Origin of the sequence: Brevundimonas sp. (assembly GCF_027484365.1) — a bacterium.
Classification (GTDB): Bacteria; Pseudomonadota; Alphaproteobacteria; order Caulobacterales; family Caulobacteraceae; genus Brevundimonas.
This window is the reverse complement of the sequence record NZ_JAIXTC010000022.1, coordinates 107,310-127,794: the sequence shown is the minus strand read 5'-3', so window position 1 is coordinate 127,794 and position 20,485 is coordinate 107,310. Positions and strand designations below refer to the sequence as shown.

General features: G+C 67.3%; 23 protein-coding genes. 10 read left to right on the top strand and 13 right to left on the bottom strand.

Annotated features, from left to right (window positions below; genetic code table 11):
* The gene (gene uvrC, locus Q0044_RS11650) at positions 1-1,902 is read right to left on the bottom strand and encodes an excinuclease ABC subunit UvrC (RefSeq protein ID WP_298162384.1); all 1,902 of its coding nucleotides are present in this window, start codon (positions 1,900-1,902) and stop codon (positions 1-3) included.
* 59 nt (positions 1,903-1,961) lie between these two features.
* Between uvrC and Q0044_RS11645 the strand changes: the two genes are divergently transcribed.
* Positions 1,962-2,378, top strand: coding sequence for a hypothetical protein (locus Q0044_RS11645; RefSeq protein WP_298162383.1), 417 nt, complete (start codon positions 1,962-1,964; stop codon positions 2,376-2,378).
* A gap of 19 nt (positions 2,379-2,397) precedes the next feature.
* On the opposite strand, the gene Q0044_RS11640 is transcribed toward Q0044_RS11645, so the two are convergent.
* On the bottom strand, positions 2,398-3,270 hold the full coding sequence (locus Q0044_RS11640) for an alpha/beta hydrolase (protein ID WP_298162382.1): 873 nt from the start codon (positions 3,268-3,270) through the stop codon (positions 2,398-2,400).
* 56 nt (positions 3,271-3,326) lie between these two features.
* Complete coding sequence (gene ppk2, locus Q0044_RS11635; protein ID WP_298162381.1) at positions 3,327-4,073, bottom strand: polyphosphate kinase 2; 747 nt, start codon at positions 4,071-4,073, stop codon at positions 3,327-3,329.
* An 82-nt stretch (positions 4,074-4,155) separates the two neighbouring features.
* Between ppk2 and Q0044_RS11630 the strand changes: the two genes are divergently transcribed.
* The 3 genes from Q0044_RS11630 (at position 4,156) to Q0044_RS11620 (ending at position 6,463) form a co-directional block, all read left to right on the top strand.
* Positions 4,156-5,244 carry a serine hydrolase domain-containing protein gene (locus Q0044_RS11630; RefSeq protein ID WP_298162380.1) on the top strand — a complete coding sequence of 363 codons (1,089 nt, stop codon included), beginning with the start codon at positions 4,156-4,158 and terminating at the stop codon, positions 5,242-5,244.
* Positions 5,245-5,291: 47 nt separating this feature from the next.
* Positions 5,292-6,053: an extensin-like domain-containing protein gene (locus Q0044_RS11625; RefSeq protein ID WP_298162379.1), complete on the top strand. Its 762-nt coding sequence runs from the start codon at positions 5,292-5,294 to the stop codon at positions 6,051-6,053.
* A 206-nt stretch (positions 6,054-6,259) separates the two neighbouring features.
* On the top strand, positions 6,260-6,463 hold the full coding sequence (locus tag Q0044_RS11620; RefSeq protein ID WP_077356590.1) for a cold-shock protein: 204 nt from the start codon (positions 6,260-6,262) through the stop codon (positions 6,461-6,463).
* A 31-nt stretch (positions 6,464-6,494) separates the two neighbouring features.
* Here the strand turns inward: Q0044_RS11620 and Q0044_RS11615 are convergent, their stop codons facing one another.
* From Q0044_RS11615 to Q0044_RS11600, 4 genes are all read right to left on the bottom strand, one after another.
* Positions 6,495-7,403, bottom strand: coding sequence for a DMT family transporter (locus Q0044_RS11615; protein ID WP_298162374.1), 909 nt, complete (start codon positions 7,401-7,403; stop codon positions 6,495-6,497).
* Between the two features lie 190 nt (positions 7,404-7,593).
* Positions 7,594-8,439 carry a tRNA glutamyl-Q(34) synthetase GluQRS gene (gene gluQRS / locus Q0044_RS11610; protein ID WP_298162373.1) on the bottom strand — a complete coding sequence of 282 codons (846 nt, stop codon included), beginning with the start codon at positions 8,437-8,439 and terminating at the stop codon, positions 7,594-7,596.
* A gap of 4 nt (positions 8,440-8,443) precedes the next feature.
* The gene (locus Q0044_RS11605) at positions 8,444-9,571 is read right to left on the bottom strand and encodes a JmjC domain-containing protein (protein WP_298162372.1); all 1,128 of its coding nucleotides are present in this window, start codon (positions 9,569-9,571) and stop codon (positions 8,444-8,446) included.
* 90 nt (positions 9,572-9,661) lie between these two features.
* Positions 9,662-10,786: a JmjC domain-containing protein gene (locus Q0044_RS11600; RefSeq protein ID WP_298162370.1), complete on the bottom strand. Its 1,125-nt coding sequence runs from the start codon at positions 10,784-10,786 to the stop codon at positions 9,662-9,664.
* A gap of 45 nt (positions 10,787-10,831) precedes the next feature.
* Between Q0044_RS11600 and Q0044_RS11595 the strand changes: the two genes are divergently transcribed.
* From Q0044_RS11595 to Q0044_RS11580, 4 genes are all read left to right on the top strand, one after another.
* Positions 10,832-11,524 (top strand): DNA-3-methyladenine glycosylase family protein, encoded by a 693-nt coding sequence (locus tag Q0044_RS11595; RefSeq protein WP_298162369.1) that lies wholly within the window; start codon positions 10,832-10,834, stop codon positions 11,522-11,524.
* Positions 11,521-12,195, top strand: coding sequence for a TRIC cation channel family protein (locus tag Q0044_RS11590; protein ID WP_524536171.1), 675 nt, complete (start codon positions 11,521-11,523; stop codon positions 12,193-12,195). The genes Q0044_RS11595 and Q0044_RS11590 overlap by 4 nt, the downstream gene beginning before the upstream one ends.
* 120 nt (positions 12,196-12,315) lie before the next feature.
* Positions 12,316-12,876 (top strand): HNH endonuclease, encoded by a 561-nt coding sequence (locus Q0044_RS11585; RefSeq protein ID WP_298162368.1) that lies wholly within the window; start codon positions 12,316-12,318, stop codon positions 12,874-12,876.
* Positions 12,877-12,982: 106 nt separating this feature from the next.
* Positions 12,983-13,801, top strand: coding sequence for a transglutaminase-like domain-containing protein (locus tag Q0044_RS11580; RefSeq protein ID WP_298162367.1), 819 nt, complete (start codon positions 12,983-12,985; stop codon positions 13,799-13,801).
* Here Q0044_RS11580 and Q0044_RS11575 read toward each other — a convergent pair.
* The 3 genes from Q0044_RS11575 to rpmB all read right to left on the bottom strand — a co-directional run bounded on the left by Q0044_RS11575 (position 13,762) and on the right by rpmB (position 17,642).
* On the bottom strand, positions 13,762-15,474 hold the full coding sequence (locus tag Q0044_RS11575) for a M1 family metallopeptidase (RefSeq protein WP_298162366.1): 1,713 nt from the start codon (positions 15,472-15,474) through the stop codon (positions 13,762-13,764). The genes Q0044_RS11580 and Q0044_RS11575 overlap by 40 nt on opposite strands.
* Positions 15,475-15,481: 7 nt before the next feature.
* Positions 15,482-17,230 carry a M1 family metallopeptidase gene (locus tag Q0044_RS11570; RefSeq protein ID WP_298162365.1) on the bottom strand — a complete coding sequence of 583 codons (1,749 nt, stop codon included), beginning with the start codon at positions 17,228-17,230 and terminating at the stop codon, positions 15,482-15,484.
* Positions 17,231-17,345: 115 nt separating this feature from the next.
* Entirely contained in the window at positions 17,346-17,642 is a 297-nt protein-coding gene (rpmB, locus tag Q0044_RS11565) for a 50S ribosomal protein L28 (protein ID WP_298162364.1), read from the bottom strand.
* Positions 17,643-17,880: 238 nt separating this feature from the next.
* Between rpmB and Q0044_RS11560 the strand changes: the two genes are divergently transcribed.
* The gene (locus tag Q0044_RS11560; RefSeq protein WP_298162363.1) at positions 17,881-18,348 is read left to right on the top strand and encodes a DUF3617 domain-containing protein; all 468 of its coding nucleotides are present in this window, start codon (positions 17,881-17,883) and stop codon (positions 18,346-18,348) included.
* Positions 18,349-18,406: 58 nt separating this feature from the next.
* On the opposite strand, the gene Q0044_RS11555 is transcribed toward Q0044_RS11560, so the two are convergent.
* Together Q0044_RS11555 and Q0044_RS11550 are read right to left on the bottom strand one after the other, a co-directional pair.
* Complete coding sequence (locus Q0044_RS11555; protein ID WP_298162362.1) at positions 18,407-18,967, bottom strand: CarD family transcriptional regulator; 561 nt, start codon at positions 18,965-18,967, stop codon at positions 18,407-18,409.
* 314 nt (positions 18,968-19,281) lie between these two features.
* Positions 19,282-19,647 (bottom strand): VOC family protein, encoded by a 366-nt coding sequence (locus Q0044_RS11550; protein WP_298162361.1) that lies wholly within the window; start codon positions 19,645-19,647, stop codon positions 19,282-19,284.
* A 66-nt stretch (positions 19,648-19,713) separates the two neighbouring features.
* Between Q0044_RS11550 and Q0044_RS11545 the strand changes: the two genes are divergently transcribed.
* Complete coding sequence (locus Q0044_RS11545; protein ID WP_298162360.1) at positions 19,714-20,022, top strand: helix-turn-helix domain-containing protein; 309 nt, start codon at positions 19,714-19,716, stop codon at positions 20,020-20,022.
* Here Q0044_RS11545 and fdxA read toward each other — a convergent pair.
* Positions 20,019-20,360, bottom strand: coding sequence for a ferredoxin FdxA (gene fdxA / locus Q0044_RS11540; RefSeq protein ID WP_298162357.1), 342 nt, complete (start codon positions 20,358-20,360; stop codon positions 20,019-20,021). The genes Q0044_RS11545 and fdxA overlap by 4 nt on opposite strands.
* Positions 20,361-20,485: the final 125 nt, after the last annotated feature.

The window sequence follows — 20,485 nt, the reverse complement described above, 5'->3', positions numbered from 1 at the left end:
CTACCCTCGCGTCTCGGGATGGAAGAAGCCGTAAATACGCTCCGCCAGCGGTTGGTTGATCCCGTCGACCTTGACCAGATCGACAACCGCCGCCCGACTGACACCCTTGGCAGAGCCGAAAGCGTGCAGCAGGGCCTTCTTGCGGCCGGGCCCGACGCCGTCGATCTCGTCGAGCGGGTTCTTCTTGATGTCCATCGAGCGGCGGGTGCGGTGGGCCCCGTTGGCGAAGCGGTGGGCCTCGTCGCGCAGCCGCTGGATGTAGTAGAGGGCGGGGCTCTTCAGCGGCAGCATGAAGGGCGGCTTGCCCGGGATGAAGAAATGCTCCTTGCCCGCGTCGCGATCCGGCCCCTTGGCCACCCCGACGGCGAGGATGTCATCCAGACCCAGGTCGGCAAGCACGGCCTGGACCTCGGCCAGCTGACCGGCGCCGCCGTCGATCAGGAGCAGATCTGGGCGAACCACCTCCTCGGCCCCTTCCTCCTCGTCCTTGACCAGACGGCTGAAGCGGCGGCGCATGACCTCGCGCATCATTCCGTAGTCGTCGCCCGGGGTCAGGTCCGTGCCGCGGATGTTGAACTTGCGGTACTGGGACTTCTGGAAGCCCTCGGGGCCCGCGACGATCATGCCGCCGACGGCGTTGGTGCCCTGGATGTGGGCGTTGTCGTAGACCTCGATCCGCTCGGGCGTCCCGTCCAGACCGAAGGCTTCGCAGACCTCGGCGAGGATTTTGCCCTGGGCCGACCCTTCCGCCATCTTGCGCCCGAGCGCCTCGCGGGCGTTGGTGTGGGCGTGGTCGACGAGCGACTTCTTGTCGCCGCGCATCGGTCGTTCGATCGAGACGACGCGGCGGCCATCCGCCTCCTTCGCCTTCATCGAGAAGGCCTCTTCCAGCAGCTCCTTCTCGAACGGGACGATGTTCGACAGGATCAGACGCGCGACCGGCTTGTCCTCGTAGAACTGGCCGAGGAAGGCGGACAGGATCTCGGCGTCGGTGTCCGACTTGTCGACGCGCGGGAAATAGGCGCGGCCGCCCCAGTTCTGGCCGCCGCGATAGAAGAAGACCTGGACGCAGGCCTGGCCGCCCTCGGAGAACAGGGCGAAGACGTCGGCCTCGGCCACGCTGTCGGCGCTGACGGAGTTCTCCATCGTGATGGCGGACAGGGCCCGGATGCGGTCGCGGACGCGGGCGGCCTGTTCGAAGTCCATGGCCTCGGCCGCCGTGGTCATCTCCTCTGACAGGCGACCGATCACGGCGCGCGACTTGCCGCGCAGGAAGAGCGACGCCTCCTCGACCAGGTCGCCGTAGTCCTCGAGCGAAATCAGGCCGGTGCAGGGCGCCGAGCAGCGCTTGATCTGGTGCAGCATGCAGGGGCGGGTGCGGGTCTCATAGACGCTGTCCGAGCAGGACCGCAGCAGGAAGGCCTTCTGCAGGGTATTGAGCGTGCGGTTCACAGCCCAGGTCGAGGCGAACGGGCCGAAATAGTCGCCGGGCGTCGTATGGGCCCCGCGATGCTTGCGCACCTGGGGCGCGCGGTGGTCCTTGCGGATCATCAGCTCGGCGAAGGACTTGTCGTCGCGCAGGACGACGTTGAAGCGGGGCTTCAGCTTCTTGATGAAGTTGGATTCCAGCAGCAGCGCCTCGGTCTCGGACGCCGTGACCACCAGCTCCATAGAGCGGGTCAGGGAGACCATCAGGCCGATGCGCTGGGTGTGGAACCGGCCCTGCGCATACTGCAGGATGCGCTTCTTGATCGACCTGGCCTTGCCGACATAGAGGCAGGTCCCGTCCTCGCCGTACATGCGATAGACGCCCGGCTTGTCGGGCGCGCGGCGGGCCTCGTCGCGGATCAGATCGGCGGCGACGAGAGGCGTCGAATCAGGGGCGGGGGTCTCCACAGTCATCGGGGCGAATATAGGCGTCGCACTTCGATCTGTCAGAGCGGCTTGATCGGCTTCGGAGAATGGCGGAGGATTCCGGTGACCGGCGGCACGTCTCCGCCTTCGTGGGCTCCATCATGCAACGCATCGCCATCTCGATCGTCCTTGCAGGCCTTGTGGCCGCGTGCGGACAGCAGTCACCGACCGCGGGCGAACCCGGGGCGCCGGTCGCCGAGCTCGACTTCATCGAGGCCGTGCCGATCGTGGAGGATGAGGTCGCGCCCGTGGCTCGACCCGAGCCCGCCGCCAAGAAGGAAGACCCCGGCAAGGACACCGGGCCGGCCGATGAGAAGGCGGAGGAGGCCGCACCGGCCCGGACCCCGTCGTCAGAGCCGGCCGCCGCGAGCACCGATGCGGCCTCCGCCACGCGGCAGGCCAATGAGGCTGCCGCCGCGCCCGACGCAACGCCTCCGACGCCGGACCAGTCCGCGCCAGACTGAGCATCGAAGGCCGTTCGCCTCAACCGCCGGCGATGAAGCGGGCCGCGCGTTCGCCCTCCGCATCGCCCGCGATGCCGAACTCGACATTGATGTCGCGGTGGCTGTCGGCGGGCGCGACGACGACCTCGGCCCGGCCCCCGGCTGCGCGCAAGGCCTCCGCCATGCCCTGGCTCTGGCCACGTGAGTCCGCGCGGCTTTCGATGTGGAAGATCAGGAAGGGCGGATAGGCCTGGCCCGGCCGGACCAGCAGGGTCGGGGACAGGGCGGCGGCCTGGTCGCCGAACGCGTCCGTATAGAGCCGGTCCAGTACCCGGCCGGAGACGCCGCCTCCCCGGTCGCCCGTCGCATCATAGCCTGCGCCGTCCAGCAGGATGACCCCTGCCAGATCGGCCGGCGCGAGACCGACGGCGTCCAGATAGTTTGCATCGACACCGACGAGCGCGGCCAGATGCGCCCCCGCCGAATGGCCCAGCAGGACGATCCGTCGTCCGGGATGATGTCGGCGCAGATGGGCGACCGAGGCGGCCACGTCCTGGGCCTGTTCGCGCGGGCTGACATCGGGGACGAGGCGATAGCTGATCGAGGCCAGAGTCAGGTCGTGGCGTCGGGCGTAGTCGGGCAGGGCGTGGACCATGGTCGCGTCGCCCATCGACCAGCCACCGCCGTGGATGAAGGCCAGGATCGGGCCGTCGGCATCCCCGCCGTACAGATCGTAGAACTGCAGCGGGTCCGGGCCGACCGGGGTGCGGACATGCGGCACGTCGGACGCGCCGTTCGCCTGGCCCTGGCGGCGTTGTCGGCATCGCCCCCGTCCGACCTGGGCGAAGGCTGGGCCTGTGGCGACGACAGAGGCGGCGACGGCCAGCACGGCCGACCGGCGGGAGATGATCATGATCTGGTCCTCAAGGCGCCCCTGACCTTCAACGGCGCGCAAGGGGGACTCCGTCGTCAGGCGTTCAGCCGGCCCTTGATGTGGGAGGCGTCGAAGACGATGTCCTTATCGACGTGCCCGATCTTTGCGCCCGGTCGATCGAGGCGGTGCAGGATGTGACGGATGATGTTCAGACGAGCGGCCTTCTTGTCGTCGGTCGAGACGATGGTCCAGGGCGCGTCGCGATGGTGGGTCTCGGCCAGCATCCGGTCGCGGGCGGCGGTATAGGCGTCCCAGCGGATCTGGGCCTCGGCATCCAGTGACGAGACCTTGAACTTCTTCAGCGGGTCTTCCATCCGCTCGGCGAGGCGCTTCGCCTGCTCGTCCTTGGAGATGTCGAGCCAGAGCTTGATCAGGATGATGCCTGACCCGGTCAGCAGCCGCTCGAACCGCGGTGCGTCGTCCAGGAAGGCCTCATGCTGTTCCGGGGTGCAGAAGCCCATGACCGGCTCGACGCCGCCGCGGTTGTACCAGGACCGGTTCAGCAGGACGAGTTCGCCCGCCGACGGCAGGTGCGGGACATAGCGCTGGAAATACCACTGGCCGGTCTCGCGCTCGGTCGGTTTGGGCAGGGCGACGACGCGCGTCTGGCGCGGCGAGGCGTATTCGATGATCCGCTTGATGGCGCCGTCCTTGCCGGCCGTGTCGCGACCCTCGAACACCACAAGCACCTTCAGGCCCTGTTCGATCGCCCAGTGCTGGGTTTCGACCAACTCGATCTGGAGCGCCTCCAGCGTCTTGTCGTAGTCCCTGGTCCTGGCCATGAGTCTCGTCTCCGTGTGCTCCCACGTTGCGATTTATTCACTGGCGCGTCGAGAGACCGAAACTAGTCTCCGGCGCATGAAAATGACCCGCAGACAGGTGATGGCGACCGCGACGGCGGCGGTGCTGACCGGCGCGACCAGGGCGAGCGCCCGCGACGCGGCCGGGTTCGACGCCGCCCTTCAGGCCGCGTTCGACGGCGCCGGCTCCCCTGCGCTCGGCGGGATGGTGGCGGGACGGGACGGCGCGATCTGGACCGGCGCGCTCGGCATCAGGCACGCGGGCGGCGCGGCTGTCGCCGCAGACGACCTGTGGCATCTCGGGTCGAACACCAAGGCGATGACGGCCGCTGTGTTCGGCCGACTGGTCGATCAGGGCCGGGCCTCGTGGACCGACACCCTGTCGACGCTGTTGCCGGATGTGGCCATGGCCGAGGCCTGGCGCGACGTGCCCCTGACCCGGATCATGGGGCATCGCGCGGGCCTGACGGACGCCACGGCCCTCGGGCAGGGATGGCTCATGACCGCCCGGGCCGATCCCCGTCCCCTGCCGGATCAGAGGCAGGCGCTGGCGGCGATCATGCTGGGGGCGCCGCCCGCCGGAACGCCGGGGAGCTTCGCCTATGCCAACAGCAACTACATCCTGATCGGCGCCGTCATCGAACGGATCACCGGGACGTCCTGGGAGGAGGCGATGCGGGCGGAGCTGTTCGGGCCTCTGGGCATCACGACCGGCGGTTTCGGCGCGCCCGGGGCCGACCAGCCCTGGGGGCACAGCGGCGGTCAGGCCATCGATCCGGCGGGCCCGGTGACGGACAATCCGGCGCCGATGGGGCCCGCAGGCACCGTGCATATGAGCCTGCAGGACTATGGACGCTTCCTGCGGGTGTTCCTGAACGACGGAGCCGGATGGCTGACACCGGAAACGCTGTCATTGCTGATGCAGCCTATCGGTCAGGGCCAGCCGCCCTATGCCGGCGGCTGGATCGTCCCGCCGGGACAGCCGTGGGCGCAGGGCGTGTGTCTGACCCACGATGGATCCAACACCATGTGGTACGCCTCGACCTGGGTCGCCCCGGGCATCGGCAAGGCCTTCGTGAGCGTGGCCAACGATGGGCAACGGGGCCGATCGGCCTGCCAGGCCCTGATCCCGGGTCTCATTCAGGCGCTCTGACGACGCGCTCTGGTGGATCGACTTCGGCCCCGTCATGTTGATGGGGCATGAAGCGTGATTTCGCCGATTTCTGGAACCTGATGTGGGAGCTGGCGCTGGGCGTATGCGCGGCCTTCGCGCTGATGAACGCCTTCGCTCCGCCGCAGGACCTGCCGTGGAAGCCGCTGGACCTGAACCAGCCCCTGGGTCAGGCGACGGAGGCCAAGGTCGCCGACTTCCAGGTCCCGTTCTCAGCCCCGCCGGAAGAGGTTGAGGGCGCGACCGACGCCTGTCTCCGGACCCTGAGGAACGCCGGGGTCGAGGTCAGGCGCGCCGAAGACCGGGATGACGGCGGATTCTGCCAGGTCCGGGGCGCGGTGACGATCACGGGCGGGGCGGTGACGCCGCTGACGCCCGGCGGCCTGACCATGCAGTGCCCGCTGGCGGTCCGCTACGTCATCTGGGACCGGCAGGTTCTGCAACCTGCGGCGGAGGCGATCTACGGCTCCAGCGCGATCGCAGTGAACACCTATGGGACCTATGCCTGTCGTCGGATCTACGGCTCCACGGAGGTGTCGGACCGGCCCAGCGAGCATGCGCGCGCCAATGCCCTGGACGTCGCCTCGGTGACCCTGGCGGACGGCCGGACGGTGTCTGTCGAGGCCGACTGGGACGGACAAGGTCCCAACGGAACAGAGGGTTCCGCACTGTTGCGACGCATGCGGGACGGGGCTTGCCGGGTTTTCGCGACGGTTCTGACGCCCGACTACAATGATGCGCACAAGGATCACCTGCACCTTGACGGCGCGCCTCGCGGGCTTTGCGCGTAATTTCGCCGTCAGGGGCTCGCCTGACGCACGAATCGTTTCCAGTTGACCGGGCTTGGCTGCTGAGGGAAAACGCCTGTGCAATCCGGATTTCGCGTGGGGTCCAAACCTGCGTTTCGCTCCTTCGCCTGAACGAGCTGTCCAGATGGATTGTCGGGCCCCTCTGAAAGGGCGTCCGCCTGGAAAAGCGCGTTTATGGAGACGCAACAATGGCGACCGGTACGGTCAAGTGGTTCAACCCCACGAAAGGCTTCGGCTTCATCCAGCCGGAAAGCGGCGGTGCCGATGTGTTCGTTCACATCACCGCCGTGCAAAAGGCTGGCCTGACGGGCCTCGATGAGAACGCCAAGGTGTCCTACGAGCTGGAATCCCAGCGCGGCAAGACCTCGGCCGTGGACCTGAAGCTCCTCTGATCCATCCGGATCGGAGTCGCTGAAGCGATACTCAGGCGGGCGCGGTTCCTTCGGGAGCCGCGCCCGTTTTGCTTCTGGCCTGGGTCGACCACTGGGCCAGGACGATGGCGACCAGCACCAGGGCGCCGCCCAGGGCCTGCACCGGGGCCAGGGTCTCGCCGAAGATGACCCAGCCGAGCGCGGCCGCCACGATGGGCTGAATCAGGATGGTCACGGCGGTGATCGAGGCGGGCAGCCGGCCCAGGGCCCAGGCGACACCGCCCTGACCGGCCACATGCATGACGCCCATGCCGATGCAGGCGGCCCAGCCGGCTGTGGTGGCGGGGATCATGTCCTCTCCCAGCAACAAGGCCGCCACCGCCATCACCGGAATGCCTGCGACCGTGGCCCAGAAGGTGACCCGCAGGGCGCCGGCCGTGGTCCGCGCCTGTTTCACGGTCAGGAAATAGCCCGAGTACCAGAGGGCCACGGACAGGGAGAAGATGTCGCCGAGGATCGGGTTGGTCCCCTGACCCGGCGCAGCGCCCGCCGCCATGGCGAAAGCCCCGCCCATCGCGAGCGCCAGAGCGAGGATGAAGAGCCGCGCAGGCCGCTCCTTGAAGAAGAACCAGCCGACCAGGGTGACGACGACGGGCGTCAGGTTGCACAGCACCGTCGCATTGGCGACCGAAGTCATGACGATGCCGTAGTGCCAGAAGCTGAGGTCGAAGGCGAAGAACAGGCCCGCCAGCAGCATCCATTTCGACGGCCGCCCGAAGCCTTCTCCGCCGGGCCGTCCGACGAGGACGAACAGCAGGGGCAGGGCGAACAGCAGCCGCCAGAATCCGGCCGCCGCCGGACCCGTCTCGGTCAGGCGGACGAGGATCGGCGCGAGGCCGAGGATGCTGGCCGAGGCCAGCACGACGAGCAGGGGGATCAGTCGGGAGGGGGAGGGAGGCATGGTGTCGCATACCTTGTCCCCTCTCCCAGAGGGAGAGGGCTTGAGGCTCGCAGAGCGATAGCGATGCGTCTCAGCCGAAAGAGTGAGGGGCGCGCCCTCGCCGATCGGCGACTGAACCCCTCACCCTTTCGCGCAAGGACGACGGCTTTGCCGCCGTGCGCTCAAGCCCTCTCCCTCCGGGAGAGGGAGGCTACAACCCCAGCTCCGCTCGGAGGGCCGCGGCGGACATCCCGGCCTCGCGCAAGGCCTTCAGCGTCACCGCCCCGTCACGCTTGGCATAGCGTTTGCCGTCAGGCCCCAGCAGCAGCGGGTGGTGCCGATAGACCGGCGTGGGCAGGTCCAGGAGCGCTTGCAGCACCCTTTGGACCGAGGCGGTTTCGATCAGGTCCTCACCCCGGATGACATGGGTTACGCCCTGGAGAGCGTCGTCGACGACGGAGGCGATAACATAGCCGGCGCCGATGTCCTTGCGCCCCAGCACCATGTCGCCGAGCGCCTCGGGCCGTGCGGTCCTGATACCCGGACAGGCCGTCTCCTCGACCCAGGTCAGTTCACCGAAGCCGCCGAGTCGGTCGCGCGCCGCCGCGAGCGACAGACGCCAGGCGAAGGGCTGGCCGGACGCCAGCCTTTCTGCCTCGTCATCGCCGGAGAGGGGGGCGCCGGAGAAGGCCTGGGCGTCGGTCGGGTCGCCGGCATGAGGGGCCATGCCGGCCAGGGCCATCAGCTCCTTGCGCGTGCGGAAGCAGCGGTAGAGGACGCCCATGCCGCGCAGGCGATCGAGGGCGGCGTCATAGTCGGGACGGTGTTCGGACTGCCGCCGCACCGGCCGTTCCCAGTCGAGGCCGAGCCAGGTCAGGTCGTCGAGGACTGCGCGCTCGTATTCCGGGCGGCAGCGGGTGAAATCCGTGTCCTCGATCCGCAGCAGGAACCGCCCCCCTGCCTCCCTCGCCGCGGTCCAGGCCGTCAGGGCGGAGAAGGCGTGGCCGCGATGGAGCAGCCCCGTCGGCGACGGCGCGAAGCGGGTGACGAAGATCATGTGCTCAGAGACGTTTGATCGCGCCGCTCGCCTCTGCCAAGACGACGGCCTCCCGAAGGGCCTGCTCCGGGACAAAGTCGAACTGGGCGATCATGTCCTCAAGCAGGAACTGCTGCTGGGACAGAGCCCAACCCATGGCCACCGCTGCCGGGCCCTCGAAACGAGGTCCCATCAGTCCCGTCGGCCCGAAGGCGGTCAGCGTCTTCCGCTCAGGCAGGGCGTATGTCGCAGGGCGCGGAGTCAGGCGCGCCTGGGCCATGGCGATTTCATCCCTGAAGAAGGGAGACAGGGCGATATCGGTCAGGCGTTTCATCAATTGTGCAAGCTGGCTGGACAAGGCTGCGCCGTCATCAGAGCCGGCGGGCGGCAACCAGGCCCGGAAAGCGGGGTCCTGCATCGCCGCCTGCTCCAGAAGCGAGAACAGTATCCGGCCGTAGAGCGGCGTGATCGACAGGGTCAGGTGAAGCGAAGCGCCTTCAGTGGCCAAGGCGTCGTGGTACCAGCCGCGCGGAAGATACAGGACATCCCCCGGCCGCATCCTGACCTCCTGCATCAGGGGACCGCGCGTGGCAGCGAAGAAGGGTCTCGGATCGGCATGAGGCGGGAGCTCGACCGGATCATCGGCGCGATTGGCGTAGATTCGCCAGACCTTTTCGCCCTCCGTCTGGATCGCGAAGACGTCGTGCAGGTCGTAGTGGGTGCGGAAGGCCTGGACGCCGCCGAAGGAACAATAGGCATTTGCCGCGACCAGGCCCGCAAAGGTCTGGCTGAGGGCATCGCACAATCCGGCGATCGCGGGAGTCAAGCGCTGTACGTCGTTGGCGATCAGACTGGCGCCGCCGGCCAACTGGACCTCGACCTTGGCGGGGGAGGGCCGCATCACCTTTCCGGCCTGGGTGTCGGCCAGAACGCAATACTGTTCAGCGGGCACGGTCTCGCCGTCTCGCACCATGCGCAGGGTCGCAGCCGTCCAGATCGAGGTTTGGGACAAGAGGCCGTTGAAGGTCGCCCAGTCGAGGATCGATCGCTTGCCCGGTTCGTCACCCGCTGGAATGTGGATGGGACGCGTGCGCGCGCCCTCGAAGAAGGCGCCGAGGGGGAAGGGGCTGAGAAGCTGTTCGAGATCGCGCATTACGGATTCGCCCGGGGACTGTCGCCCGGACGCTAGGGTTCCAACCCTCGCTTGTCGATTGGACCTGAGTTCAGGGCGGCAAGGGTCAGCTCAGATCCGGATCAGGGCGCCGGTTCCGATCGCTGCGTCGACCATGGCGCGGAGGTCCGCCTCGGGCACGAAGTCGAACTGGGCGATCATGTCTTCCAGCGCCAGGCGGGGCTGTTGCAGGGCCCAGTCGAGCGCCGCCGCGGCGGGGCCCGTGACGGCGGGCGCTGGCCCCTGGCCGCGTGCGTAGAGGGTCAGGGGCGGGCGGTCCGGCAGGGCGTAGCCAGGCTCGCGCGGGACCAGCCGTTCCTGGGCCATGGCGATCTCGTCGACGAAGAGGTCGCTGGCGGCGAGGGCGGACAGGCGGCGTCCCAGATCGGTGAGCTGGGCTTTCAGCACCGGACCGCCGGCGGGCCGCAGGAAGTGACGGAATGTGGCGTCATCCTCCGTCAGCCGTTTCAGGACCTCGAACACGGTCCGGCCGTCGGCGGGGGTGATCGAAAACGTGACATGGAGGGACGCGCCCTCGGTCGCGAGCGCGTCATGATACCAGCCGCGCGGCAGGTAGAGCACGTCGCCCGGGCGCATCCGGACCTGGGTCATGACCGGTCCCCGGCTCGCCGCCAGGGCAGCGCGGGTTTCCTCGGAGTCGATCGGGAAGGTCGTCGGGGCGTCGGCGCGGTTGGAATAGAGGGTCCAGACCTTCTCGCCCTCGCACTGGACGGCGAAGACATGGTGCAGGTCGAAATGGGTGCCGAAGGCCTGCACCCCGCCGAACGAGCAATAGAGGTTGGCGCTGACCTGACCGGCGAAGGCGCGGCCGAGCGCCGGCGTCAGGGCGCGGATCGAGGGGACCAGGTCCTGCACCTCGTCCAGCACCAGGCTGGCGCCCTGGGCCAGCAGGACCTTGACCTTGGCGGGCGAGGGGCGGTGCGCCACGCCCGATCCGGTCGCGGCGTCGTGACAGTACCGGGGCGGGGGCACGCGCTGGCCGTTGTAGAGGACCTTCAGGCTGTGGGCCGTCCAGATCGAGGTCTGGTCCAGCAGGGCGTTGAAGCGTTCCCAATCCAGCAAGGTCTGTTTCGGCGCTCCCGGCGCGGCCGGAATATGCAGCGGTTTCCGGTCGTCATAGTCGGCGTGGAACACCTCGGGGGTGATCGGGGCCAGGAGATCGTCCAGACTGTGCATGGCCGGACGCTAGGGTTCGGGCCGCCGTTTGTCGACTGGACCGGAATGCCGCTGACACCCGAACAACTGGCCGTCGCGCGCGAGGATCTGGTCCGCCTCGATCCGGCGCTGGCGCGGGCGCATGCCCAGACGCCGCCGTTTGAGTGGCGGGTCGGTCACCGGGGATTTCCCGGCCTGTTCCGGATGATCGTGGATCAGCAGGTGTCGCTCGCCTCGGCGGCCTCGGTCTGGGCCCGCCTGCAGGCCGGACTGGGTGAGATCACGCCGGAGACCCTGCTGGCTCACGATCTGGAAAGTCTCAAGGGAATGGGCCTGTCGCGCCAGAAGGCGAGCTACGGCCAGGGTATTGCGCGTGCCCAGCTGGACGGGACGGTGGACCTCGACCACCTGTCGACGCTGGACGACGAGGCGGCGATCGCGGCCCTGGTGTCGCTGAAGGGCGTGGGGCTGTGGACGGCGGAGGCCTATCTGCTGATCTGCGACGGACGGCTGGACGTCTTTCCCGGCGGGGACATCGCCCTGCAGGAGGCGATCAAATGGGCCGACCGGCTTGAGCATCGGCCCGATACGAAGGCCGCCTACGCGCGTGCGGAGATGTGGCGGCCGCACCGGGGCCTGGCGTCCCATCTGCTCTGGGCCTGGTACGGCGGGGTGAAGAAGGGGCAGATCGTGCTAGACCACCCTCTCAAGCAGACGAGCGCCGCGCGCGAGACGGCAGGGAACCAAAGAAGTCCGTGAACGCCCTCGTCGATCCCAACATCCTGAGCCCGGCGCTGGCCCATCCGGAGACGGTGCTGGGCGCGCTCGACTTCGCGGGCGTTGCGGTGTTCGCCGCGACCGGAGCCCTGGCGGCGGCGCGGGAGAAGCATGACCTCGTCACCTTCGCCTTTTTCGGTGCAATCACGGGTGTCGGCGGCGGGACCCTCCGGGATCTGCTGATCGATGCCCCGGTCTTCTGGGTTCAGGACTGGCGATACATCGCCGTCTGCCTTGTCGCGGCCGTGGCGGTCTGGCTGGTCGGAGCGGGGGCCTGGCGGTTCAGGGCGCTGCTGTGGCTCGATGCGATCGGACTCGGGGCCTACGGCGTGCTCGGCGCGGCCAAGGCCGAGGCCTTCGGCGTCCCGCCCCTGATCTGCATCGTCATGGGGGCGCTGACGGCCTGTTTCGGCGGCATCGTGCGCGACATTCTGGCCGGCCAGCCGTCGATCCTGCTGCGGCGGGAGATCACCATCTCGGCGGCCCTGCTGGCCGCGACCCTCTATGTCTTGGCCCGGGAGTTGGGGCTGGACCATTGGCCGGCGGCGCTGATCGCGGCTCCGATCGGTTTCGGCCTGAGGGCCGGGGCCCTGGCCTTCGGCTGGAGCCTCCCGGCCTTCCCCGGCGGCCTGATCAGAAAGCGCGCGTCATGAAACCGCTGCAAGGCCGTCATGGCCGTGCGCACGAATCACGGATAGGCTCAGCGCACTAGAGAGAAGGAGAGACGTCTTCAGTCCGATTTCCTCGATTTCCGGCGTGAGCGGGAGGGTCTGATGCAGGTCCTTCACAAGCCGCCTTCCGGCTTTCCAGCCCTGGTGCTGAACGCCGACTTCCGCCCGTTGTCCTACTACCCGCTGTCGCTCTGGCCGTGGGAAGAGGCCGTGAAGGCGGTCTATCAGGATCGCGTGGACGTGGTGTCCGTGTACGACAAGGTCGTGCGCAGCCCGTCGATGGAGATGCAGATCCCCAGCGTCATCGCGCTGAAGAGCTATGTCGACCAGAACCGCAGCCCGGCATTCACCCGGTTCAACGTCTTCCTGCGCGACGGCTTCACCTGCCAGTACTGCGGCGACACGGCCGAACTGACCTTCGACCATGTCATCCCGCGCAGCCGGGGCGGGCGTACGACCTGGGAGAACATCGTCGCCGCCTGTTCGCCCTGTAACCTGCGAAAGGGCGGGCGGACGCCGCAGCAGGCGCACATGCCGATCCGGCGCGCGCCCCACCGGCCGAACGCCTTCCAGCTCCAGGACGCAGGCCGGAGATTCCCGCCCCACTACCTGCACCAGAGCTGGCTCGACTACCTCTACTGGGACATCGAACTGGAACCGTAGCGCTCGCCACTATCCTGCGCCGCCTGACCTGCTAGAGGACGTGCCCTGATCCGGAACGGCCGCCCGTGCGCGGCGTTGACGGCTCGCCCCTCACTTCAGGTCGTTCATGAAAATCCGCGTCCGCGCCGAGCTCGTCTATCGCTTCGATCCCCCGACCGACGCGATCTACAAGATTCAGGTCGCGCACTGGCCGGGTCAGGACATCCTTGAAGAGCGGCTGACGGTCACTCCGCCGCAGGACCTGCACGAGGACGAGGACACAGAGTTCGGCGCCCGGACCCTGCGTGCGCGCCTGAGCGGGGAGGTCGCCCTGACCTATGAGGCCCTCGTCGACAACGGCTCGCTTCTGGGCCTTCCGCCGGGCGTTACACAGCACGACTGGAACGACCTGCCGGCCGAGGTCCTGACCTATCTCTGGCCCAGTCGCTATTGCCCCTCGGACCAGTTCGGTCGCTTCGTGGAGCGGCAGTTCGGCGAGACGACCGGCGGCGAGCGGGTACTGGCAATCCTCAACTGGATCACTGAGAACATCGACTATGAGCGGGGCGTCTCGGATTCCGAGACGACGGCGGCCCGGACCTTTATCGACCGGGCGGGCGTCTGCCGCGACTTCACCCACATGGGCATCACCCTGTGCCGGGCCTCGGGCATTCCGGCGCGCGCCGTCAGCGCCTATGCGCATCAGCTGACTCCGCCGGACTTCCACGCCATCTTCGAGATCTGGCTGTCGAACGGCTGGTGGCTGGTCGACCCGACCGGACTGGCGCCGATCAAGGGCCTGGTGCGGATCGCCTGTGGACGCGACGCGGCCGACATCGCCTTTCTGTCGACCCAGGGGACCTGCGAGATGGTGCGCCAGTCGATCACCGCCGAGGCGGCCGGGGACTATTCCGTCGAGGCGCGATCGGACCTTCTGCGGGCCTGATAGGTCTCGACGAAGTCGAGGCGGCGCAGGACCTTGTTCTGCGGATCAATGACGACATGAGCCCCGGCCGGGACCCGGACCGAGCCTCGGCCGCCGGTCATGGCGACCGTCTGGATCCTGCCGTCGACCGACACCTCCATCGGCATGGGGAAGTCGCCGCCGTCGCCGGTCGTCCATGACAGGGTCAGGGTCTCGCCCTCGCGGGTCTCGTTCAGCACCGGCAGCGCCGCCTGGTAGAGGTAGCCGCGGAAGAACCAGCCGTAGTCCTTGCCGGTGACCGCGTTGACGATGCGCAGGAAGTCGGGCGTTGAGCGATAGACGGGCTGGAAGTTGCCCGGGCGCGGATCGGGGCGGCCGTAGACCAGGGTGGTGACGGCGCGGAAGAATGCCTCGTCGCCAATGAGCATCCGCAGCGAGTGTGCGATCAGCGAGCCCTTGGAATAGATGTCGTTGCCCGGCCCGATCTCACCGTCATACACCTCGGCCTCGGTCTTCAGCTCGCCCGAGACGACCGGGAACCGGTTGATCAGGCCCTGCTGCTGGTCCGCCAGTTCGGTCTGCATGTAGCGGTCGCCGTGCAGCCAGCCGCCGTAGAGGGGCTGCATGTAGGACCCCAGACCCTCGTGCAGCCACATGTCGTCGGCGTTGGAGTTGGTCATCTGGTTGCCGAACCACTCGTGGGCCAGTTCGTGCTGGAGCAGCCAGTCGTAGCCCTTGCCGTCGAGCCGGTAGCGGTTGCCATAGGCGTTGATCGTCTGGTGCTCCATACCCAGATGCGGCGTCTCCACCACGCCCATCTTTTCGTCGGCGAACGGGAAGGGGCCGACCGTGGACTCGTAGAAGTCCATCTGCAGCGGGAACTCGGCGAACAGGGCGGCGGCGCGCGCCGGGTCGTCGGCGTTCAGATGCCAGAACGACATCGGGAAGGTGTTGCCGAAGCGGCTGCGATAGTCGGTCTTCAGTTCGACATACGGGCCGATGTTCAGGGCGATGGCGTAGGTGTTGGGCTGGGCCGCAGACCAGTCCCAGGTGGTCCAGCCGTCGCCGTGGTCCCGGGTTCCCAGGAAGCGGCCGTTGGAGGGGGCGGACAGGCCGGTCGGGACGGTGATGTGCAGGTCGACACGGCCGGGCTCGGCGAGCGGGCTGTCGATACAGGGCCAGAACAGGTCGCAGCCTTCGCCCTGGACGGCCGTGGCGATCCAGGGTTCGCCGCCCGGCGCGGTGGACCAGACGAAGCCGCCGTTCCAGGGCGCACGCGGGGCGATGCGGGGATGGCCGGAATAGGCGATGCGCAGGGTGGCAGACTCGCCCGCGGCCAATGGCCGGGACAGGGGTACGGTCATCCGGCCTTCGGGATTGGACCAGCCGGTCACGGCCTGTCCATCGACCGTGACGGCGGAGACGTCGAACACGGTGTCCAGCTCGACCACCAGACGCGCGACCGGAGCTGTGGCGGTCATGGTCAGGGCCGCCGTGGCGTCGATGGCCTTGTCGTCCGGCATGACCTTGATCGCGAGGTCGACGAGGTCGATGCGCACGGCCTCCTGTTCCGGCGTGCGCGGCTGATCCGTCATCAGGGTGAAGGCGGTGGACTCACGCGGCGCCGCGTTCTGAGCGAAGGCGGGACCCGCCAGCAGGGCTGCGGCGGCGACGGCGGTCAGGGCGGTGCGCATGGGGATCTCAGCTGGCGGAGCGGGCGAGGCGTTCGGCGGCGGCCCGCTCGCGTTCCGCACGGTTGTAGGCCTGCCAGTCGTCGACGACATCGAGCTGACGCAGCAGCTTGTTGTGCGGATCGATCAGGACGGTCGCTCCGACCGGCACCGTGATCGTCGCGCTTCCGTCGGGGAGAGGCACGGTCTGGAGCGCGCCGTCGACCTCGACCTCGACCGGCATGGGGAAGTCGCCGCCGCCGTCGGTGGTCCATGTCAGGGTCAACTGATCGCCCTCGCGGACCTGAGACAGGACCGGCAGGCCGGCCTCGTACAGATAGGTCTGGAAGAACCAGTCGTAGTTCCGGCCGGTCACCTGATTGACGATGGCGTTCATCTCATGCGTCGAGGAGGTCTGGGGGACGAAGTTGCCGGGACGCGGGTCGGGACGTCCGTAGACCAGACGGCGGATGACTTCATAGAAGTCCTCGTCGCCGATCGTCATCCGCAGGGTGTGAGCGATCAGCGAGCCCTTGGAATAGATGTCGCCGCCGGGGCCTTCAGAGCCGCCATAGACCTGATTGACCGTGCGGTTGGTCTGAGAGACGACCGGGAAGGCATTGACCAGACCCTCACGCTGGCGCTGCAGCTCCGACTGCATGAACCGTTCGCCGTGCAGGTAGCGGGCGTAGAGCGGCTGCATATAGCTGCCCAGTCCCTCGTGCAGCCACATGTCGTCAGCGTTGCGGTTGGTCAGCTGGTTGGCGAACCATTCGTGCGAGAACTCGTGCTGCAGCAGGGTGTCGTAACCCCGCGTCTCTATCTTGTAGCCATTGCCGTAGGCGTTGATCGTCTGGTGCTCCATGCCGAGGTAGGGCGTCTCGACCACCCCCATCTTGGAGTCCCCGAACGGATAGGGGCCGATGGTCGATTCGAAGAAATCGAGCATGGGCGCGAACTCGGCGAACAGCCGCTGGACCTTGGCGGGGTCGTCAGAGCGCAGATGCCAGTAGTGCATCGGGATCGTGTTGCCGAACCGGCTCTGATACGGCGCGGTGACCTCTTCATAGGGGCCGACATTGATCATCCCGGCATAGATGTTCGGGTGGACGATGCTCCAGCTCCAGGTCTTGGTGCCGTCGGCGTTCTCGGTCATGCCCTTGAACACGCCCGGTCCCGGGGCCGAGACATTCCCGGGCGTTGTGACGTGCATGTCCAGCTGGCCCGGCTCGGCGTTGGAATTGTCGATGCAGGGCCAGACCAGGTCGCAGCCGTTGAGCTGGACCGCCGTGCCGATCCAGGGCTCGCCGGTCGGAGCGGTCGCCCAGACCCAGCCACCATTCCAGGGCGCGCGAGGAGCGACCCGGGGAACGCCGGCATAGGTGATGGTCAGGGTCGGGGTGGAGCCCGCCGCCAGACCCGCCGGAACCTCGACCGTGACGCGACCCTCGGGGTTGGACCAGCGGTCGGCGGGAACGACCTCGCCGTCCAGCCGGATTTCGGAGATCGTGAAGAGGGTGTCCAGTTCGACGGCCAGGCGCTGGATCGGCGACAGGACGGTGAAGGTCAGAACGGTCGTCCCCTCGATCGACTTCGTTTCCGGCAGAACCTTTATGGAGACATCGGCCTTGTCGAAGCGGACGGCCTCCTGTTCGGGCGAGCGAGGGTTGTCGGTCTCCAGGGTGAAGGCCGTCGGCTGACGGGCCGGGGCGTCCTGGGCCATGGCCGGCAGGGCCGCGAGGAGGACGAGCGCGGATGCCGCGCAGGCGAACTTGATCATGACAGACCCCGGTGACTTCGGGGCCAGCCTACCGAACGGGTGATGCGGGGCAACAGGCAAAGAAAAAGGCCGGTGTTTCCACCGGCCTCGTTCAGAATACGCAGTTCGTCAGGACTCAGGCGGCGGCTTGTTCAGCCAGCTTGGCCTTGATCTGACGCTTGATGCGCTGGGCCGTAACCGACAGCTGCTCGTCCTTGGCCTTGACGATGAAGGGGTCCAGGCCGCCCTTGAAGTCGAGGGTGCGCAGCGCAGCGTTCGAGATGCGCAGCGAATAGGACTGGCCCAGGGCTTCCGACGCCAGCTTGACCTTCTTCAGCGACGGCAGGAAGCGACGCTTGGTCTTGATGTTCGAGTGGCTGACCGAGTGGCCGACCATCGGCCCGACACCGGTGAGTTCGCAACGACGCGACATCGTTTGATCCTTGAGGTGGCGCCGTTCCGAACCGTGGAAGACGCATGAAACAAATGCGCGCGAGGTGGACCCCCGCGCGAGAGGGGGCCGTATAGAGGAACAGATCCTGCGCCGTCAAGGGTTTCGGGGCCAGATCGGCGCCGGGAAACTGGTCCTGGCCTTCTGGCGTTCATGCGTCGTTCAATCGCCGCGTTTCAATGCTTAAGCTAACGGGACTGTCCCGAGGATGAGATCCACGATGACCCTGCCTTCCTTCCTTATGCGCACCGTCGCCGTCGCCACGCCCGCTCTGGCCGGGGCGATCCTGCTGGCTGCGCCGTCTTCCGCCCCGCATGCCCAGGCGGCAGTGACCGAGGTCCTGCCGGGCTACTGGGAGTATACGACCAGCGCCGTCGGCATTCGCTCGACCGAAACGAAATGCGTCCGTCCGTCGGAGATCAACCGCTTCTTCGGCGGTCTGTCGACGCGTCGCTGGCAGTGCGTCTATCCGACCCGTGTGGTCGGAGGCGGAACGGCGCGGTTCGAAGGAACCTGCACCGACCCACGCGGTCGTCGCGTGAACGTGCGCCTCGGCGGGTCCTACCAGCAGGAAAGCTTCCGCTTCACCGGCGGCGCGCAGCTGGCGCGCGGTACGCCCTATCTGCCGGCCTCGATCACCGCACGGCGGGTGGCGGCGGTCTGCCCGGCCGGGGCCGAGTATTTCTGAACAAGAAAAAGGCCCGGTGTTTCCACCGGGCCTTTTGCATTCGTCGATCCACGAAAGATTATGCGGCTTCTGCCTCTTCTTCGGCTTCGGCGGCTTCGGCGGCGGCGATGACGGCCTTCTTGGCGCTCAGCGACTTCGACAGCAGCTGGACGGCGGCGTCCTTGTCGATGCGGTTGGCGGCGGCGACTTCGCGCGCCATCCGGTCGAGGGCCGATTCATAGAGCTGACGCTCCGAATAGGACTGTTCCGGCTGCGAATCGGCGCGGTGGAGGTCGCGGACCACCTCGGCGATCGAGACCAGGTCGCCCGAGTTGATCTTGGCTTCGTATTCCTGGGCGCGGCGGCTCCACATGGTGCGCTTGATGCGGGCGCGGCCCTTCAGCGTCGTCAGGGCCTTGGTCACGACGTCGTCGGCCGCCAGGGAGCGCAGGCCGGCCGTCTTGGCCTTTTTGGTCGGGACGCGCAGGGTCATCTTCTCGTGGTCGAAGGTCACGACATAGACCTCCAGCGACATGCCCGCGACTTCCTGGGTCTCGACCGCAGCGACCTTGCCGACGCCATGCGCCGGATAGACGACCGCGTCGCCAACCTTGAATTCCAGAACGCTCTTGGTGGTCATGTCATTCCTTTCCCGGACGCAGGGGACAGGTCATCGAAGGCGCGACAGACAATTGCTCGAAGACCGGCGACGGGGGTCGCCGATCAAAAAACAAGGTCGTCAGTCGTGGAAACGGATCACCCAACCTCTGGCCGACCCCGTCTTCATGGACGAGGTTCTGTCGCAAACGCGGGCGGCGTGCCTAAACGCATGCCGCCCGACCCAATATGAAGGAACATATCACAAAACGAGGCAATTTCAAAACGTCCGACTCATTGCTTCACAAGCAGTGCACGACGCCACCGTTCAGGTCGCGACGGAATGCGGCTGCAGAGTCAGCGGCCGGACAGAACGAAGGTGTTGCCGTCGGGGTCCCTGAATTTGGCGAAGGTCCCCCAGGGCTGCTTCTCGGGCGGACCTTCGAAGACGACCCCCTTGCTCACCATGCGTCTGTAGGTGTGGTCCACGTCGTCGCAGTTGAAAGAGCCGTTGAAGAAGGTGCCGATGCGGTCTTCGTGCCCCTCCGGTGTGAACAGCACGATTCGGGTCTCGGCATTGCCGACGCCCAGTTCGATCCAGCGCTTGCCGGGGCCCATGGGCTGGTCAGTCAGGACCCGGAAGCCGACCCTGTCCACCCAGAAGGCGACGGCGGCGTCCTGGTCCCGTGTCGGAACGGATGCAAACTTCAGATGGGTGATCATGACGGCCTCTCCTCAGCAGGTGGTAGCCAGCAGGCCTCGCCAGTGTCCACCGGTGTGGTTATTGCTATGGCTATGATGACTACAGTGAACCTCGATCGCTATGTGCTCGACAGTCTGATGGCGGACCTTGCCGGGCATGATCGGACTCCGGCCGCCTATCTGGTGTTCCTGGCGATCTGGAGCGCCGGCGATGGCGAGCGGGTCGCGCTGAGCTATGTCGATCTGGCGGTCCGGACCGGTCTGTCGCGCCGGACGGTTCAGATCGCGGTGGCACACCTGCACCGGCGTGAACTTCTCCAGATCGAACGCGACGGTCCCACCGAGACCCCGCGCTATCGCCCGCTGACGCCCTGGCGGCGTTGGCGAACGGGTTAGGAGCCCTTGCCGGGGTTGGGCGAGAAATACTTCTCGAACTTGCCGGTCTCGCGTTCGTACTGCTCGCGGTCCGCCGGGGGCGTTCCCTTGACCGTGATGTTGGGCCAGGACTTTGCGTACTCCGCATTGACCTGAAGCCATTTGCCGTCCGGCTCATCCTCGGTGTCGGGCACGATGGCGTCGACCGGGCATTCGGGTTCACAGACGCCACAGTCGATGCATTCATCGGGCGCGATGACCAGGAAGTTCTCGCCCTCGTAGAAGCAGTCGACGGGGCAGACCTCGACGCAGTCCATGAACTTACATTTCACGCAGGCATCGGTGACGATGTAGGTCATGGGCGGGAAAAGATCGGCATCTGGGAGGGGCGGGAGAGGGCTCGGGACATGACCCCGGCGGGGTCCGGTGTCAACCGGAGTGAACCTCGAACCGCGTTACGCGCTTGTGTATGCGACGGCACGTC

What these genes read in the sequence shown, in the direction of transcription:
- uvrC (WP_298162384.1), bottom strand. Translation starts at nt 1,902, where the DNA reads ATGACTGTGGAGACCCCCGCCCCTGATTCGACGCCTCTCGTCGCCGCC.
- Q0044_RS11645 (WP_298162383.1), top strand. Translation starts at nt 1,962, where the DNA reads ATGGCGGAGGATTCCGGTGACCGGCGGCACGTCTCCGCCTTCGTGGGC.
- Q0044_RS11640 (WP_298162382.1), bottom strand. Translation starts at nt 3,270, where the DNA reads ATGATCATCTCCCGCCGGTCGGCCGTGCTGGCCGTCGCCGCCTCTGTC.
- ppk2 (WP_298162381.1), bottom strand. Translation starts at nt 4,073, where the DNA reads ATGGCCAGGACCAGGGACTACGACAAGACGCTGGAGGCGCTCCAGATC.
- Q0044_RS11630 (WP_298162380.1), top strand. Translation starts at nt 4,156, where the DNA reads ATGACCCGCAGACAGGTGATGGCGACCGCGACGGCGGCGGTGCTGACC.
- Q0044_RS11625 (WP_298162379.1), top strand. Translation starts at nt 5,292, where the DNA reads ATGAAGCGTGATTTCGCCGATTTCTGGAACCTGATGTGGGAGCTGGCG.
- Q0044_RS11620 (WP_077356590.1), top strand. Translation starts at nt 6,260, where the DNA reads ATGGCGACCGGTACGGTCAAGTGGTTCAACCCCACGAAAGGCTTCGGC.
- Q0044_RS11615 (WP_298162374.1), bottom strand. Translation starts at nt 7,403, where the DNA reads ATGCCTCCCTCCCCCTCCCGACTGATCCCCCTGCTCGTCGTGCTGGCC.
- gluQRS (WP_298162373.1), bottom strand. Translation starts at nt 8,439, where the DNA reads ATGATCTTCGTCACCCGCTTCGCGCCGTCGCCGACGGGGCTGCTCCAT.
- Q0044_RS11605 (WP_298162372.1), bottom strand. Translation starts at nt 9,571, where the DNA reads ATGCGCGATCTCGAACAGCTTCTCAGCCCCTTCCCCCTCGGCGCCTTC.
- Q0044_RS11600 (WP_298162370.1), bottom strand. Translation starts at nt 10,786, where the DNA reads ATGCACAGTCTGGACGATCTCCTGGCCCCGATCACCCCCGAGGTGTTC.
- Q0044_RS11595 (WP_298162369.1), top strand. Translation starts at nt 10,832, where the DNA reads ATGCCGCTGACACCCGAACAACTGGCCGTCGCGCGCGAGGATCTGGTC.
- Q0044_RS11585 (WP_298162368.1), top strand. Translation starts at nt 12,316, where the DNA reads ATGCAGGTCCTTCACAAGCCGCCTTCCGGCTTTCCAGCCCTGGTGCTG.
- Q0044_RS11580 (WP_298162367.1), top strand. Translation starts at nt 12,983, where the DNA reads ATGAAAATCCGCGTCCGCGCCGAGCTCGTCTATCGCTTCGATCCCCCG.
- Q0044_RS11575 (WP_298162366.1), bottom strand. Translation starts at nt 15,474, where the DNA reads ATGCGCACCGCCCTGACCGCCGTCGCCGCCGCAGCCCTGCTGGCGGGT.
- Q0044_RS11570 (WP_298162365.1), bottom strand. Translation starts at nt 17,230, where the DNA reads ATGATCAAGTTCGCCTGCGCGGCATCCGCGCTCGTCCTCCTCGCGGCC.
- rpmB (WP_298162364.1), bottom strand. Translation starts at nt 17,642, where the DNA reads ATGTCGCGTCGTTGCGAACTCACCGGTGTCGGGCCGATGGTCGGCCAC.
- Q0044_RS11560 (WP_298162363.1), top strand. Translation starts at nt 17,881, where the DNA reads ATGACCCTGCCTTCCTTCCTTATGCGCACCGTCGCCGTCGCCACGCCC.
- Q0044_RS11555 (WP_298162362.1), bottom strand. Translation starts at nt 18,967, where the DNA reads ATGACCACCAAGAGCGTTCTGGAATTCAAGGTTGGCGACGCGGTCGTC.
- Q0044_RS11550 (WP_298162361.1), bottom strand. Translation starts at nt 19,647, where the DNA reads ATGATCACCCATCTGAAGTTTGCATCCGTTCCGACACGGGACCAGGAC.
- Q0044_RS11545 (WP_298162360.1), top strand. Translation starts at nt 19,714, where the DNA reads ATGGCTATGATGACTACAGTGAACCTCGATCGCTATGTGCTCGACAGT.
- fdxA (WP_298162357.1), bottom strand. Translation starts at nt 20,360, where the DNA reads ATGACCTACATCGTCACCGATGCCTGCGTGAAATGTAAGTTCATGGAC.